This is a genomic window from Streptomyces brasiliensis (genome assembly GCF_014647875.1).
Taxonomy (GTDB): Bacteria; Actinomycetota; Actinomycetes; order Streptomycetales; family Streptomycetaceae; genus Streptomyces; species Streptomyces brasiliensis.
In genome coordinates, this window is sequence record NZ_BMQA01000076.1 from 14671 (window position 1) to 29199 (window position 14529).

Sequence of the window (14529 nt, forward strand, 5' to 3'; positions counted from 1 at the left end):
TACGCCCGGCGGTCACGGCAGCGAACTCCGCCGAGAGCCGATGAGGTCGCTAGTTGATGTTGGCGCCCATGCGGTTGAGTACGCCCGCAATGCGGCAGGCATCGGCGAGCGCCCGGCTCGTGTACTGGGCTCTGTGGTCCGTGTGCATGATCGCGCCAGTAAGGCTGCCGCGGCACGCTCAGCTGCGGCCAGAGCGTCGGTGACGAGTTCGGTTCGCATGTAGTCGGCGATCGCTCAGCCGGCCAGGCGGTGTGAGGGGGACGCGGACACGGACGGACAGGCCGGCCTCGGCGATCGCCCCGATCCCGAGCAGCAGGTCTTGCCGGTGCCGCTGTCGCCGATCAGAACGAGAGGACGGCCCTCCTGGACCCAGGCGGGATTCTTCAGCTCACCGATGGCCTCGGTTACGACGTGAGGGTTCTCGAACCGGAAGTCTTCAAACCGCTTCGGCCGGGGAAACCGTGCGGCCTGGATCAGCCGCTGCCCGCGGCGAAGCTCCCGGTCGTCACGCTCCAGTTGGAGCAGACCCAGCAGGAACTGCTTGTAGGTCAACTGCTCACTGTGGACGGTGGTGGCACCTCGATGAACTGCTCGCGCAGCTCGGGCCTGGTGTTGACGCCGTCAGGCGGACCAGCCAAGCCGGCGGACGATGAATGCCGTGAACAATCGCTGCACGCAGTGCTGGTAGTCGACATGTGCGTGTTCACCCACCTCTTGAGTGCAGGGCCCGAGTCCGAGGTGCTCGTCCGGGCCGCGGCCACCTCCTTGGAGGCTGTGCTCTCCGACCTGCGCGACACCGACCTACTCGTGAAGCTCCTACGCGGCGGCGATCAGTAAAGCCGCCTTGTTCCGGCGCACCCGGAAAACCGTCCTGCGGATGGTGCGACCGGTCTCCAGCAGCTGATGGCGGCGCTCGGGGCCGGTCATGCGGGTGCGGCGCGCGCGTCGCGGCTTGTCGTTGCTGGGGGTGCTGTTGGAGTCGGTCGCCACGGCGTCAATCATGCCGCCTCGGCACTCTCCTTACGTCGCCGGGAGCGTCCTCGCCGGTCTGGCGGCGGGAATCGATACGCGAGCGTGACGGCCAGCGCACGTCGTACGCCCAGCCGAGCTGCTCGAAGAAGCGAATGATCCGCGCCGAGGAGTCCAGCTGGCCGCGCTCCACACCGTGCCGGGCCGAGGTCGGGTCGGCGTGGTGCAGATTGTGCCAGGACTCGCCGCAGGACAGCACCGCCAGCCACCACACGTTGCCCGAGCGGTCCCGCGACTTGAACGGGCGCTTGCCGACCGCATGGCAGATCGAGTTGATCGACCACGTCACGTGGTGCAACAACGCCACCCGGACGAGCGAACCCCAGAAGAACGCGGTGAACGCGCCCCACCACGACATCGTCACCAGACCGCCGATCAGCGCGGGCAGCGCCAGCGACGCCGTCGTCCACAGCACGAACTGACGGGAGATCCGCCGCATCGTCGGATCCTTGATCAGATCCGGGGCGTACTTGTCCTGCGGGGTCTGCTCCTCGTCGAACATCCAGCCGACGTGCGCCCACCACAGGCCCTTCATCAGTGCCGGAACCGTCTCGCCGTACCTCCACGGCGAGTGCGGATCGCCCTCGGCGTCGGAGAACTTGTGGTGCTTGCGGTGGTCGGCCACCCAGCGGACCACAGGCCCCTCGACCGCCAGAGAGCCCGCGATCGCCAGCGTGATCTTCAAAGGCCGCTTCGCCTTGAACGAGCCGTGCGTGAAATGCCGGTGGAAACCGATCGTGATGCCGTGGCAGCCGAGGTAGTAGAAGAACACGAGCAGGCCGAGATCCAGCCAGCTCACCCCCCAGCCCCATGCCAGCGGCACCGCCGCCAGCAGCGCGAGGAACGGGACAGTGATGAACAGCAGCAGCGTGATCTGCTCGATCGAACGCTTCTGTTCACCGCCCAGCGTGGCAGACGGCAGAGCGCCGCCGGTCGCCTTCGGGGCGTCGTCGATCACATCGGAGCTCGTGGTCATGGGCGTCCCCTGTGGGTCGAGGGTCGGGACAGGTGAACAGCGCCGTGTCCAGATGGCGGGTGCCGGTGATCACACACAGCCTGTAGGCCGCGTCCCTCGAGCGGCGGGCGGTCTCGGCGCTGTTGTCGGCAGCGAGGCGGCGCCTGAGCGACTCGCATCGTTCGACCAGCTCCCGCAGGAGAGCAGGATGCGCCGTGATCACGACTGCCTTCCTTCCTGTCCAGCCCGTGTGGCCCCCCGTTACCCATACGGTGGCAGCCGTCGGCGCCTGTCGCATCCTGAGGCCGTGGTCAGCGGTACCCCCTGGTGCCCCGTCTGCGCGACCACCTCGGACACGAAGCGGCCCACGGTCAGCCAGGCAGGCCCGGTGACCACCGGAGTGGCCATCGTCTGCCCCACCCGTACGCCCCGCAGGTGCCGTGCTGGCCATGGCCATCCATGCCTACAACCTGCTCGAGGAACAACGCATGGCCGCCTCCATCAGGTCAGCACGCGCCCGGATCCGGCATGTGCTGCCGTCGCCGGGCCCAGTGGAAATCCTTCCCATCGACTTCCGGCAGACCCAGTACCTCATCCACGCGGCCACCGACGCGACCAGCCAATGGCTCGTCAGCAACAGCGATCGACGCAGCGAGCCCGATTCCCCTCACACGAGGGTCGCCTCCAACCCGGGAATCGCGCCGACCACCCCCTTCTCCGGACCGGAATGAGCCGCAGGATCCAGCGGCCGGACAGCCGCCACCGCGCTGCTCAAACCGCGCCGCCATACCCTCGTCCGCGTGCAGGGCGGTGACGCTGCGGCGCAGCCGGATCCCGACCGGGTCGTGGTCAGCCGTTGCCGGGTCCGCCTTCGCCCGGCATGCCGGAACCCGCCGGGAGCGATACGGCGGGGAACAGGCAGCCTCGTCACCCGTGTGCCGGACAGTGTCGTGCGGGCCGTAAGCCCGGAGCCGGAGCTTTCCGGTCGCGGGGGCTGCCGGCGGACGATAGATACAAGCGCATGGGCGATTCGCCGGTACGGCGTCCGCGCGACGTGTCCGGTCGGTGGTGATGACGATGAAGGGTTCGATCCGGATCGGGACCGTGCGCGGAGTGACGGTGCAGGCGCACTGGACCGTGCCGTTGATCATGCTTGTCCTCGCCTACAGTCTGGCCAGGACACTGCCCGATTACGCGCCGGGCTTCGCGCCGGTGCTCTACGGGGCCGCTGGAGTCGTCAGTGCCCTGCTGCTGCTGATCAGCTTGGTGGTGCATGAGGTCGCGCATGCGCTGGTGGCCCGCAGGGCCGGGATAACGGTGCGGGATGTGACCTTGTGGGCGCTCGGGGGGCTCACCCGGACAGACGAGCCGCCGACCGCACGGACGGCGTTCGCGATCGCGGTCAGCGGGCCGCTTGCCAGCCTGCTGCTCGGCGGCATCGGACTGGGCGCGGCGGCCGGGGCGCAGGCGGTGCTGGGCTGGCGGATTCTGGTTGCCGTGCTGGGCTGGCTCGGCGGCATGAACCTCCTGCTGGGCGTCTTCAACCTGCTGCCAGCCGCACCACTGGACGGCGGCCGGGTGCTCCACACTCTGGTGTGGTGGCATACGGCGGACCGTGACCGGGCGCGACAGGTGACCGGGCGCGGCGGACGGGTCGTGGGCCTGGTTCTCGTCGCGGTGGGCTGGCTTGCGTTCCTGAGAGGGATGCCGGCCGGATTGTGGTTGATGGTCATCGGCATGCTCATGTCGGCCGCTGCGGCGGCTGAACGGCAATGGGTCACCCGGACCTGCTCACCCTGCACGACGGCGGTTTCGTCGCCGACATGGCCGGGGTCGGTGTCGCCGCCTTCGCCGCCGACCGCATGGCGTTCGCACCGACCGAGGTGGGCCGACGCGCCTTCGTCGGCAACGCGGCACTCGTTCCCGCCGGCACCCGGCTCGGGCCGGGCTGCCTGGTCGGCGTCGGAAGCCTGCCACCCACCGGTCGGCTGCCCGCCGGCAGCACCTGACTGGGCTCGCCCGCGCTGCGGCTACCGGTCCGCCAGGACAGCGGCCGCTACCCCGAGAGGCTGACGTTCCGTCCGGGCGCCCGCGCCGTGCTCGGCCGCCTGGCCATCGAGTTCTTCCGCGCCACCCTGCCCGCCACTCTGCTCGGCCTCGGCGGCTTCGGGTACGTGCTGGCGCTCGTGGGCCTCGCCCGCAGGGCCGGACCGGTGGTCACGCCGCTGGTGTCACCGTTGCTCGCCATGGCCGCGCTGTCGGTCCTCGCCGGGTGCTGCGTACTGGCCAAGTGGGTGGTCGCCGGACGGTACCGGCCGCGCGTCGAGCCCCTGTGGAGCCTCTTCGTCCGCCGGACCGAGTTCGTCACCGGTCTCTTCGAGGCGGCCGCGGTCCCGCGGGCATCGGTGCCCTCGTGGAGACCCCGTTCCTGCCACCGATACTGCGCCTGTTCGGCGCCCGCATCGGCCGGCGTGCCTGGATCGGCACCACCTACCTGACGGAGTTCGACCTGGTGCGGGTAGGTGACTATGCCACGATCGACAGGGACGTCTCCCTCCAGACACACCTCTTCGAGGACCGGGTGATGAAGATGTCGGCGGTGACCGTGGGACCCAGCGCGAGTGTCGGCACGCGCACGGTGGTGCTGTACGACGCCGTGGTCGGCGCCGGAGTCCGGCTCGGTGCGCTGTCCCTGGTCATGAAGGGCGAACATCTGACACCCGGCACGGACTGGCAGGGCCTGCCGGCCGAAGGGCGCGCCGCTCCGACGGCGCCTTGTGCGGCGTAGCGGACCGGGGGCACCGGCCATGACGCCCATGTCTGGGCGGCACCACCCCCTGGTCCCCGTCTGTCGCGCCCGGCCGCCTGCACCCCGAGGAGCAGACCGAACTCGGCCGCCGGACCGAGGAGACGGAGCGGGCCCTGGCCTTCAGCAGGGGCTGGGTGCGCAAGGAAGCCTGGCTCAAGGGGATCGGCACAGGAATGGTCTGGTGAATGGACGCCGGTTTCGTCGGTACGGGTGCGGCACCGCCGGGCTGGACCATCACCGACGTCACCGTCTACGCGAGCCGAGCCGCGACAGTCGCCCTGTCTCACGGCCGAGGGCACCGGCTACCGGTGCCCTCAGCCGCGCTGGCTCAACGTTCTCCGTCGGCATCACCCGAAAGGCCGTTCGGCGACCAACGCGGCGCGCACCAGACGCTCCCGCTCGTCGTCGTCCGTTTCCAGGGCTCTTTCGTTGCGCCGGTCGTCGCGTCGCTCTGCGGTCTCACCCTCACTGCGGCGCTCCTCCTGATGCGTGCGCCGCGAGGCATCCTCACGCCGGCCCTGGCGCTCCCCTCTGAGATCGCTCATCGTCCTCCTCCTCGCTTCCCCGTGCGCGCTCGATGACTCCAGCCTGCGGTCCGGGCACTGAGAGGAGGCTGAGAGGCGCCCTGCCTCTCAGCGCCTTCTCAACCGACGTCCTTAACCGACGACGGCTATGTTGGATTTGTCATGCGGACGCTGATCATCGAGGACGAACGCGGACTCGCTGCGGCGATCGCCGAGGGACTCGCCGCGGAGGGCTTCGTCACCGACGTCGCCCACGACGGGATGGACGGTCTGTGGCGGGCGTTGCACGAGTCGTACGACATCGTCGTGCTCGACATTATGCTTCCCGGTCTGTCCGGCTACGAGGTCCTCAAGCGGCTGCGCGGCGCCAGGAACTGGACACCGGTGCTGATGCTGACCGCGAAGGACGGCGAGTACGACGAGGCGGACGCTCTCGACCTCGGTGCCGACGACTACCTGAGCAAGCCCTTCTCGTATGTGGTCCTCGTGGCCCGTCTCAGGGCACTGCTGCGGCGCGGGGCACCCGCCCGACCCGCGGTGCTGCGGGCCGGCGACCTCGGCGTGGACCCCGCCCGCCACCGCTGCCGGCGCGGAGAGCAGGACATCGACCTCACCCCCCGGGAGTTCGCCCTCCTGGAGTACCTGGTCCGGCACGCCGACGAGGTGGTGAGCAAGACGGACATCCTCACCCATGTCTGGGACGAGTTCTTCGACGGCGACACCAACGTCGTCGAGGTGTACGTCGGCTATCTGAGACGCAAGATCGACGCTCCGTTCGGCCGCAGCACCATCGAGACCGTTCGCGGTGCCGGATACCGACTGCGCAGCGGTACGGGGTGAGCAGTGGCCGGCGGCGCTCGGTTCTGGTGGGCCCGCAGGTCGCTGCGGCTGCGGCTGACCGCGGCCGCTGCCGTGGTCATCGCCGCCGGTCTGGCCGGAGCCGGCGTGCTCCTCGTCGCCTGGCTGCACGCGAGCCTGATCCGCGACCTGGACGCCACCGCCCTCCAACGCGCCGAGGTCGTGGCGGCCGCCGCCGACACCACCCACAACGGCGCCGAGATACCGGCCACCGACCACCGAGAGGTCGCCATACAGATCGTGGACCGCAACGGCGACGTCATCGCCAGCTCAGGCAACATGCGCGGTCGACCACGGGCGTTCTCCTTCCCGCCGAGCCGCTCCAGCACGCCTCAGGCGCACACGGTTTACGACATCCCCGTGGGCGAGAGCGGGGCGTGGCGGGCCGTCGGCGTACCGGCCGGTTCGCCCGGCACTCCCCGGACGGTGTACGTGGCCCTCCCCACCGAAGGCATCGACCAGGGGCTGGCCCGGCTCGCCGTCGGCCTGGCCGCCGGAACACCGGCGGTCCTCGCGCTGCTCACGGCGGTGGTGTGGCTGCTCACCGGGCGAGCACTGCGTCCGGTGGAGGCCATGCGCGCCCAGACCGCCGAGATCACCGTCTCGGACCTCGGCCGCCGGCTCGACGTGCCGCCCACCGCGGACGCCCTCGCCCGGCTCGCCCGGACGCTGAACGACCTGCTGGAAAGGCTGGACAGGGCGACCCGACGCCAGCGACGGTTCATCGCGGACGCCGCTCACGAGCTACGCAGCCCCCTCAGCGCCCTGCAGACCCGGCTCGAGGTGGCCGCCCGGCACGCCCCCGTACCGGAGACGCGGGACCTGGCCGGCTCTCTGCAGCGAGACTGCGAACGGCTCACCCGGCTCGTCGACAACCTCCTCCAGCTCGCGCGGCTGGATGACCGCCCCCGCGTCCGGACGCACCCTGTCGACCTGGATGAGATCGTCTTCGCCGAGGTGCGCGAAGCCCGCCGCCGCACACGGCTCCCGATCGACCAGCACGCCGTCGGAGCGGTACGCGTGCCGGGTGATGCGGACGCTCTCGCCCGCGTCATACGCAACCTCCTCGACAACGCCGTGCGCTACGCCCGCCACCGGGTCACGGTGAGCCTGCAAACGGAGAACGGCACCGCCCGCCTGGTCGTAGCTGACGACGGTCCCGGCGTCCCGGACGCCTACCGGGAACGCGTCTTCGAACGCTTCACCCGTCTGGACGACGCGCGCTCCCGGGACACCGGCGGCAGCGGGCTCGGCCTGGCCATCGTCCGTGACGTCGTCACAGCCCACCACGGCCGTGCCGAGATCGAGGACAACCGTCCCGGCGCCCGGCTGGTCGTCCTGCTCCCGGTGGAAGATCCCCCACATCTGACGGGCTCCGCCAGAAAGCCAGCTGGGTGACGCCGCACTTTGCCGTCGTCAGAGGGCTTTCCTGGCGGAAAAGGAGGCGTGCGACGCATGGCGGGCCTCCGAGCCGGAGACGCAGCGGCGTGCCGCCATGGCCCGATACGTCGTGGAGGAGGCGGAAGGCTTCTACCGCAGGCGCGAACTCGCCATCCCCTAGCGGTAGCCTCGGGCGAGCGGCGCCCACGCCGCTCATCCATGGGGTGTCCCACTGACGCCAACGGCGTTCGACGCGCGCGGGTCGGAATAAGTGGCTCAGCAACAGGGGACCTGGTGGGCATGGAAGGCGCACCTGTGACTGTGCAGCCGCCGGGCCATGATGGTGGTCGGCGGGTCACGATCCGCGGTGAGTTCGTCGGTATCGCGTACCACCTGCTCGATGTGGTGGAGTTTCTGCGCCAAAAGGGCCTGCCTGAGACTGATACGACGGTCGAGGACGCAGATCTGATCGAGTGGTGCGGCGGTGGGCCGAATGCCTGGACGGCGAGCGAGTGACCCAGGCGCACGGGAGCCTCGTGCTCCGCTGAGTCACGGTCGTCCTGACGGAGCTGACGGGCTTCGTCCATCACCTGCTGTGGGCCTGGTCAGGCTCCCGGGAGATTGGTGAGGTCGCCGGCATGTGCCCCTTCCTCTGTCGACGGTCAAATAATTCCTCACCATCTGCATGAGGGCGTGCAGCGGCAGACTGTCAGGTGCGGTCATCGTGCTGATCTCCTTCAAAGACTTGGTCGTCTTGAAAGATCAGCCGGTGGCCGTTCGGCCATGCGGGCCTCACCCCGAAGCCGGAGCAAACCCCTGGATCGGGTCGAACCCGTACACCACTTCTCAGGACGCAACCGGCGGCGGAACCACCCACCGGCACCGGCCGCGCGTCCTTGCTTTTGAACGTCACGGCCGGGATCACCCGAGACGCAGGTCCGCTGGTGCCGCCTACGGTCCGCACCGAGCAGACGGAGCCGCGCGCGAAGCCGCCTCAGCCCCGGACGGAACGTCACCGAGGCGCAGTCGGCGGGCCGTCAGCGGGTGGATCCGCGGCCGTGCCATGCCGCTGCATGCAGCGGTTCGAGGGCGAGGTACGGGCCACAGGAGGCGCGCCTCTAAAGATCAGATAGCTGCGAAGCTCTGACGCGTAAATAGGCCCAGGTCAGGGGTTGTTTGGGCAGGGCTGAGCGTCCGGTGGCCGTAGAGGCTGCCGGGTGTTTGGTCGTGGGGTGGGCAGGCTGTGGCTCCCCGCGGGTTGAGAGTGACGGTGTAGCCGAGCTGGTTGAGGGCGTTGATCGCGCGACGGGTGGCGCGTTCGGGATCGCGCTGGGTGAAGTAGGCGCCGCCGAGCTCGCGGTAGGTGACGTTGTCGGTGAGCATGTGCCAGATCGCGGTGATGATCGAGTGCTCGACGGCGACCAGGGCCCTGAGGGGGCCGCGGCGGGCGGTGAGCCGCTTGTAACGGGCTTGCAGGTAGGTGTCTTTGGTTCTCACCGCACCGAACGCCGCGAGCCCGAGTGCTCCCTTCAGGTAGGGATTGCCAGGGCGGACCTTGGTGTTCTGGGTGCGGCCGGCGGACTCGTGGTGGCCGGGACAGACCCCGGCCCAGGAGGCGAGGTGCCGGGCGGACGCGAACCGGGTCATGTCGCCGCCGGTCTCCGCGATGATCACCTCGGCGACCGCGTGGTTGATCCCGGGGATGGTGTCGAGCAGGTCGAGGGCGCCTCGAAAGGGGGCCATCGCCTCCTCGATCCGCGCATCCAGCTGCCCGACCGCATCCGTGAGCTGGTTCGTAGTGGTCCAGGTGCAAGGCGGACCAGGAAGGCGTGGTGGTCGCGACAGCGGCCGGTCAGGGCCTCGGTGAGTTCGGGGATCTTGTTGCGGAACTTGCGCTTGGCCGGCTCCGCGAGGGTCTGCGGTTCGCGTTCCCCGTCGATGAGAGCCTCCAGCATGGCCCGGCCGGAGACGCCCATGATGTCGGAGGCGACCGCGGCGAGTTTGATCCCGGTGTCCTCCAGCAGCTTCTCCAGGCGCTGGACGATCTGGCCGCGCTCGCGGGTGAGCTGGGTGCGGGCGCGGGTCAGGTCCCGCAGTTCACCCAGGGGCTGGTCGGGCACGAACGACGGCCTGACCAAGCCGTGGGCGCCGAGCTGGGCCAGCCAGGCCGCATCGGAAACGTCGGTCTTGCGGCCGGGCAGGTTCTTGACCTGCCTCGCATTGACCAGGATCACGTCCAAGTCCTCGGCCAGCAGGTAGTAGAACGGCTTCCAGTAGTCGCTGGTTGCCTCGATCACCACCAGAGTGACCTCGGCGGCGAGCAGGTGATCCCGCAGCGCAAGGGCCGCGTTCCTCGTCGAACCCCACGTCGTGGTCTCGGTGGTGAACGACCCCCGCCGCTTCGTACTCGGCGTGCGGACGCACGCCTTGGCGTCCTTCTTGCTGATGTCCACACCAGCGCAGCGTTCGTGCAGCACGTCCACGGCTCTGCTCCCTCCCAGCCGGCAACCGGTACGCCGTTCCGGGAGGGCCAGGGCGAAACAGGAATTCTGACGCACGTGCTCACAGCAACACTCCACGGTTCCCGTGGACGGCCCTCAGCGCCACGCTGACCTGCGAGCTCACCGGCATCACAGAGGCATCGGCTTCAGCCGGAACGAACCCCTCCAGCATCCCGGACCGACATCACCCCACGTCAGGGCGGACAGAAGCACCCCCGGCGCGCGCCACTGCATTTACCACGCCCCCGGCGCGCACCGAAGGTGCGCTGAGTCGCTGACCTGCGAAAACGTGGACAGTGCATGCAGCCAGGGTGCATAGATCGTCGTCGCGGGCGGCGAGATGCATGCACGTACACCTCCTTGAGTGCTTCGGCGGCGATCTCCCGCAGGCGCTGTTCGTCGTTACGCAGGGCGAAGAGCTCGTTTCTGACGGCGTACCGGTTGGGGAGGCCAGCTGTGGGGCGACTCAGTCGGCTCCGCCGCGGGTGATCGCCCGTTCACCCTCTCCATGTCGTCGGCCCCAGGCGCCCCATGAATGCCGACGCCCTGCGCGCCAGCACAACCCGTAGTTGCTCCTTCAACGCTGCGTAGGGAACATCTGAGCCGGTCCACGGTGCTGCCACGACTCGATCAACGAGACGTACGCTGCTGATGGGCGCTGGATGGGCGGACTTGCCAAGTCGCGACTCCGTGCGGGCACACGACGCGGACGTGCGGCCTGCGGGCGTCGTGTAGACACGTGCGGCGGCGCCGATATCGTCTTACGGTCATGGAGGGGGCTCAACCAACTTTCACCTCAGCGCCGGAAGGGCAGGCGAGACCCATGGCAGCTCCTGGCATGCGGGTGGTCGTCGTCGGGGCCACCGGAAACGTCGGCACCAGCATCGTCCAGACGCTCGGCGCGGACCCGCGGATCGACTCGATTCTGGGATTGGCCCGCCGCCTTCCTCAGTGGTCTCCGGCGAAGACCGAGTGGGCGAGTGCGGACATCGCGGACGACAGCACCGACCTGGCCGGTCACTTCGCCGGCGCAGACGCCGTCGTCCACCTGGCGTGGCTGTTCCAGCCCACGCATCACCCGGCGACGACCTGGCGCACGAACGTGCGGGGCAGCACCCGGGTCTTCGACGCCGCGGCCGAGGCCGGTGTCCCCGCGCTGGTCTACGCGTCCTTCGTCGGGGCCTACTCACCCGGGCCCAAGGACCGGGCCGTGGACGAGCTCTGGCCCACCGACGGCTGGCCGGAGTCGGCGCTGTGCCAGGAGAAGGCCTACGTCGAACGTGTCCTGGATGCCTTCGAGCTCCAGCACCCCGAGGTCCGCGTGGTGCGGATGCGGCCGGGCTTCATGTTCAAGCGGGAATCCGCGTGCGAGCAGCACCGCTTGTTCCGCGGCCCGCTGGTACCCAAACGCATGACCCGCCCGGAACGCATGCCTGCGATCCCAAACATCCCGGACATGCGTTACCAGGCCCTGCACACCGACGACGCGGCCGAGGCTTTCCGGCAGGCCATCGTGCGCACGGTGCGCGGAGCCTTCAACCTGGCCGCCGAGCCTGTCGTGGACGCCCCCATGCTGGCCGAGATGTTCGACGCACGGGCCGTTCCGGTGCCGGGTTGGCCGGTCCGGGCCGCGGTCTCCGCCGCCTGGCGGACGCATCTGCTGCGTACGCCCCCGTCCCTGTTCGACGCCGTCCTGCACTTCCCGATCATGGACACGACGCGGGCACAGCGCGAACTGGAGTGGACACCCCGGTACACCGTCCAGGAGGCTCTGCAGGAGTGGCTGTCCGGCCTCCACGAGGACGCGGGCCTGCCCACCCCGCCACTGGCCGGTTCACCAGGACTACGCCGGTAAGGCCAACACCGGGGCTGTCGTCCGACCGTGCAGCCGCGCCCAGCTCAGGTACCGGGCAGCAACATCGATTCGGCGCTGCAGGTCACGACGGGCGAACTGCCCAGGCGGTGTGCCGGGCCGGCAGGCTCACTCCGGTGACAGGGCCGCCTTGGGAGGTACGCGATGACCAGTTCGCCGGATACCCGGCCGATCGTGGTGGGCATCGACCCCGATCCCTCGAAGCGGCTGGCGCTGGCCTGGGCAGCTGACGAGGCCGACCGGCACAGGCTGCCGCTGCGCCTGGTGCATGCGCGAGAGGCACCGCCCTCCAGGTACCGGACGGCGGAACTGACACCGGCGTGGGAGACGTGGGACGAAGCGCTGCGTACGCTCGGCACACTCCGATGACGTACGTCGCCGTGAGTGCGCTGAGCCATCCGGGACTGATCCGCGACCGCAATGAGGACAGTCTGGTCGTCGGGCCGTGGACGTTGTGCTCCACCGTGACCGAGAACCCGCAGACGCTGGTGTTCCCGCTTGGTACGCCGCTCGTCGTCGCGGTCGCCGACGGGCTCGGCGGACAGCCCGGCGGCGAGGTGGCCAGTGCCCTGGTCGCCCGCCGACTCGCTTCGACCGGGCCTACCCTGATCAGTGAGGACGACGTCCGTCGGGCACTGCACGCCTGCAACCGCGCGGTGTACACGGCCGCAGGGACAGACGGCGCACTGGCCACGATGGGCACGACCGTCGCAGGCGCCGTCGTACTGCCCCGGTCGTTGCTGGCGTTCAACGTGGGCGACAGCCGGGTCTTCGCCGCACCCCGGGACGGACTGCTCCAGGTCAGCGTGGACGACAACCCATCGCCAGAGCCAGGGCAGCGCACCACCTCCCTCGTGACCCAGGCCCTCGGCGGCACCCTGGAATACCGCGCCATCGCCCCCCATGTGACGGCCGCTCCCGTGGCTCCCGGCGACAGGTACCTGATCTGCACCGATGGTCTGACCGACCCGCTGCCGAAGGACGTCCTCGACGGCCTGCTGCGGGAGCACGACGACGGCCGCGCCGCCTTCGAACTGTGGAAGGCTGCCATCGCAGCCGGCGGACCCGACAACATCACGCTCGCCCTCATACGCATCGCGGACCAATGACCAGTCGATGCCGTGGCTCTTGCCGTGCTCGACGACGCGCTGTTTAACGGGTTCCCACGATCGCTACGGTCTGCGACGATGCGCCGGAGCGATCAGCCTCAGGGACCCGATGGCCGGATATGCAATCAGTGGTCACGATGGCCGCGCTCAGCGCGCGGTCATCGGACAGCCTCGATTCACCGGCCGAGACGGGGAGTTGGCCGCGTTGCGGAGCGCATTGGCGTCCGGGCTACCGGCAGTCGTGCTCATTGAGGGCGAGGCTGGGAATCGGCAAGAGCCGGCTGCTCGCCGAGCTCCTCGAGGCAGCGCAGACCAGCGAGGTGCCGATGCGTACGCTGGTTGCGGTCTGTCCGCCGTTTCGCCGACCGCACACCCTAGGTGCGCTGGTGGACGCGATCCGTCAGAGCCTGGACCGGATCGCCGGTCTGGGTCTGAGCCCGCTCGCCGGATCGCTGCGGCCGTTGTTTCCCGAGTGGGCCGCCGATCTGCCCGCGGCGCCTGAGCCGGCCGAGGACGCGACGGCGGTGCGGCACCGGCTTTTCGGTGTGTTGTGCGAACTCCTGGACGCTATGGGCATCTCGGTGCTGGCCGTCGAGGACGCGCACTGTGCGGACGAGGCGTCCCTGGAGTTCCTGCTGTTCCTCTGCGCCCGCCGCACGCGGCGGATCAGCGTGGTCGTGACGTACCGGCCGGAGGACCTGCCCGAGGACTCGGTGGTGCGCCGGCTGTTCTCGCCGGTGGCGCCCAGCACCACCCGGCTGCGGATCGCTCTCGGACCGCTGGACGTGGCCGCGACCGCCGGTCTGGTGTCGTCCATGCTGGCCGGGGAGCAGGTGTCGGAGGAGTTCGCCGAGTTCGTGCACCGGGGCACCGACGGCATCCCGCTCGCGGTCGAGGAGTCGATCCGGCGGATGGGCGACCGTGCGGACCTGGCGCGGCGTGACGGAGCGTGGGTGCGCCGGGAGATCGAGGACATCGACGTGCCGCCGACCATCCGGGACGCGGTGATGGAACGTTTTCGCCGGACGTCGTCGCCGGCGCGGACGCTCCTGGAGGCGGCAGCGGGGCGTTGTCACGTTAGCCGGGGTTGAAGTGCTGACGGTATATCAGGGAGCGGTGAGACTCGGTGAGCGTTCTGGGGTCAGGCCACAGTGGGCAGGCCGGTGCTGCCGGTGATCTGGTCCCAGATCGCGAAGCGGATGACCATCTCCAGGCGGTGTTCGGCGGCGGTGAGCAGGTGGCGTCGTGGCCTGAAGTGGGGGGAGATGCCGCTGAAGGCGGCCAGGAACCGCTGTGCTCCGCCGACGCTGCGGGAAGCCCATCATGGCGCGCTCGCGCTGCCTCGTTGGCTGGTGGGAGTTCTCGGCCCGGTTGTTCAGCCCCTTGTGCGAGCAGTGCTCCACCGAGGGCATCACCTCGCGGTGGGCCGCGCCGTAGGAGCGGAGCTTGTCGGTGACGATCACCCGCGGCACGGCGCCGGTCCTCTTGAGG

General features: G+C 69.6%; 15 protein-coding genes and 4 pseudogenes. 12 read left to right on the top strand and 7 right to left on the bottom strand.

What is annotated here, in order from left to right; all coding sequences use genetic code 11:
- Positions 1–234: 234 nt before the first annotated feature.
- From IEZ19_RS53925 to IEZ19_RS43370, 4 genes and pseudogenes are all read right to left on the bottom strand, one after another.
- Positions 235–552, bottom strand: coding sequence for an ATP-binding protein (locus IEZ19_RS53925; protein WP_189316902.1), 318 nt, complete (start codon positions 550–552; stop codon positions 235–237).
- A gap of 324 nt (positions 553–876) precedes the next feature.
- A pseudogene (locus IEZ19_RS43360) lies at positions 877–1002 on the bottom strand (TetR/AcrR family transcriptional regulator); the annotation flags it as partial.
- Positions 999–2005: pseudogene (locus IEZ19_RS43365) on the bottom strand (acyl-CoA desaturase). The pseudogenes IEZ19_RS43365 and IEZ19_RS43360, both read right to left, overlap by 4 nt.
- Entirely contained in the window at positions 1926–2441 is a 516-nt protein-coding gene (locus IEZ19_RS43370; protein ID WP_308429083.1) for a DUF5133 domain-containing protein, read from the bottom strand. The pseudogene IEZ19_RS43365 and the gene IEZ19_RS43370 overlap by 80 nt, the downstream one beginning before the upstream one ends.
- Here IEZ19_RS43370 and IEZ19_RS43375 point away from each other — a divergent pair.
- The 5 genes from IEZ19_RS43375 (at position 2425) to IEZ19_RS53930 (ending at position 4978) form a co-directional block, all read left to right on the top strand.
- Positions 2425–2715 carry a hypothetical protein gene (locus tag IEZ19_RS43375; protein ID WP_189316905.1) on the top strand — a complete coding sequence of 97 codons (291 nt, stop codon included), beginning with the start codon at positions 2425–2427 and terminating at the stop codon, positions 2713–2715. The two genes, IEZ19_RS43370 and IEZ19_RS43375, sit on opposite strands and share 17 nt — an antisense overlap.
- 346 nt (positions 2716–3061) lie before the next feature.
- Positions 3062–4057 carry a site-2 protease family protein gene (locus tag IEZ19_RS51840; protein ID WP_229841523.1) on the top strand — a complete coding sequence of 332 codons (996 nt, stop codon included), beginning with the start codon at positions 3062–3064 and terminating at the stop codon, positions 4055–4057.
- A 23-nt stretch (positions 4058–4080) separates the two neighbouring features.
- Complete coding sequence (locus IEZ19_RS51845; protein ID WP_229841524.1) at positions 4081–4482, top strand: hypothetical protein; 402 nt, start codon at positions 4081–4083, stop codon at positions 4480–4482.
- A 14-nt stretch (positions 4483–4496) separates the two neighbouring features.
- Positions 4497–4772, top strand: coding sequence for a hypothetical protein (locus tag IEZ19_RS51850; protein WP_229841525.1), 276 nt, complete (start codon positions 4497–4499; stop codon positions 4770–4772).
- A 77-nt stretch (positions 4773–4849) separates the two neighbouring features.
- Positions 4850–4978, top strand: coding sequence for a 4'-phosphopantetheinyl transferase superfamily protein (locus tag IEZ19_RS53930; RefSeq protein WP_229841528.1), 129 nt, complete (start codon positions 4850–4852; stop codon positions 4976–4978).
- A gap of 162 nt (positions 4979–5140) precedes the next feature.
- Here the strand turns inward: IEZ19_RS53930 and IEZ19_RS43395 are convergent, their stop codons facing one another.
- Positions 5141–5338, bottom strand: a complete 198-nt coding sequence (locus IEZ19_RS43395) for a hypothetical protein (RefSeq protein WP_189316906.1) — start codon at positions 5336–5338, stop codon at positions 5141–5143.
- A gap of 141 nt (positions 5339–5479) precedes the next feature.
- On the opposite strand from IEZ19_RS43395, the gene IEZ19_RS43400 reads away from it, so the two are divergent.
- The 3 genes from IEZ19_RS43400 (at position 5480) to IEZ19_RS43410 (ending at position 8071) form a co-directional block, all read left to right on the top strand.
- The gene (locus tag IEZ19_RS43400) at positions 5480–6157 is read left to right on the top strand and encodes a response regulator transcription factor (RefSeq protein ID WP_189316907.1); all 678 of its coding nucleotides are present in this window, start codon (positions 5480–5482) and stop codon (positions 6155–6157) included.
- A 3-nt stretch (positions 6158–6160) separates the two neighbouring features.
- Positions 6161–7573, top strand: coding sequence for a sensor histidine kinase (locus tag IEZ19_RS43405; RefSeq protein WP_189316908.1), 1413 nt, complete (start codon positions 6161–6163; stop codon positions 7571–7573).
- A 282-nt stretch (positions 7574–7855) separates the two neighbouring features.
- The gene (locus IEZ19_RS43410) at positions 7856–8071 is read left to right on the top strand and encodes a hypothetical protein (protein ID WP_189316913.1); all 216 of its coding nucleotides are present in this window, start codon (positions 7856–7858) and stop codon (positions 8069–8071) included.
- A 738-nt stretch (positions 8072–8809) separates the two neighbouring features.
- Here IEZ19_RS43410 and IEZ19_RS43415 read toward each other — a convergent pair.
- Positions 8810–10038 (bottom strand): annotated as a pseudogene (locus IEZ19_RS43415) (IS110 family RNA-guided transposase); the annotation flags it as partial.
- 841 nt (positions 10039–10879) lie between these two features.
- Here IEZ19_RS43415 and IEZ19_RS43420 point away from each other — a divergent pair.
- From IEZ19_RS43420 to IEZ19_RS43435, 4 genes are all read left to right on the top strand, one after another.
- The gene (locus IEZ19_RS43420; RefSeq protein WP_189316909.1) at positions 10880–11911 is read left to right on the top strand and encodes an NAD-dependent epimerase/dehydratase family protein; all 1032 of its coding nucleotides are present in this window, start codon (positions 10880–10882) and stop codon (positions 11909–11911) included.
- A 162-nt stretch (positions 11912–12073) separates the two neighbouring features.
- A complete protein-coding gene (locus tag IEZ19_RS51855) occupies positions 12074–12298 on the top strand; it encodes a universal stress protein (protein WP_229841526.1) in 225 nt (74 codons plus the stop codon).
- A complete protein-coding gene (locus IEZ19_RS43430) occupies positions 12295–13038 on the top strand; it encodes a PP2C family protein-serine/threonine phosphatase (RefSeq protein ID WP_189316910.1) in 744 nt (247 codons plus the stop codon). The genes IEZ19_RS51855 and IEZ19_RS43430 overlap by 4 nt, the downstream gene beginning before the upstream one ends.
- Positions 13039–13175: 137 nt before the next feature.
- A complete protein-coding gene (locus IEZ19_RS43435) occupies positions 13176–14129 on the top strand; it encodes an AAA family ATPase (RefSeq protein WP_229841527.1) in 954 nt (317 codons plus the stop codon).
- 50 nt (positions 14130–14179) lie between these two features.
- Here the strand turns inward: IEZ19_RS43435 and IEZ19_RS43440 are convergent.
- Positions 14180–14529 (bottom strand): annotated as a pseudogene (locus tag IEZ19_RS43440) (DDE-type integrase/transposase/recombinase); the annotation flags it as partial.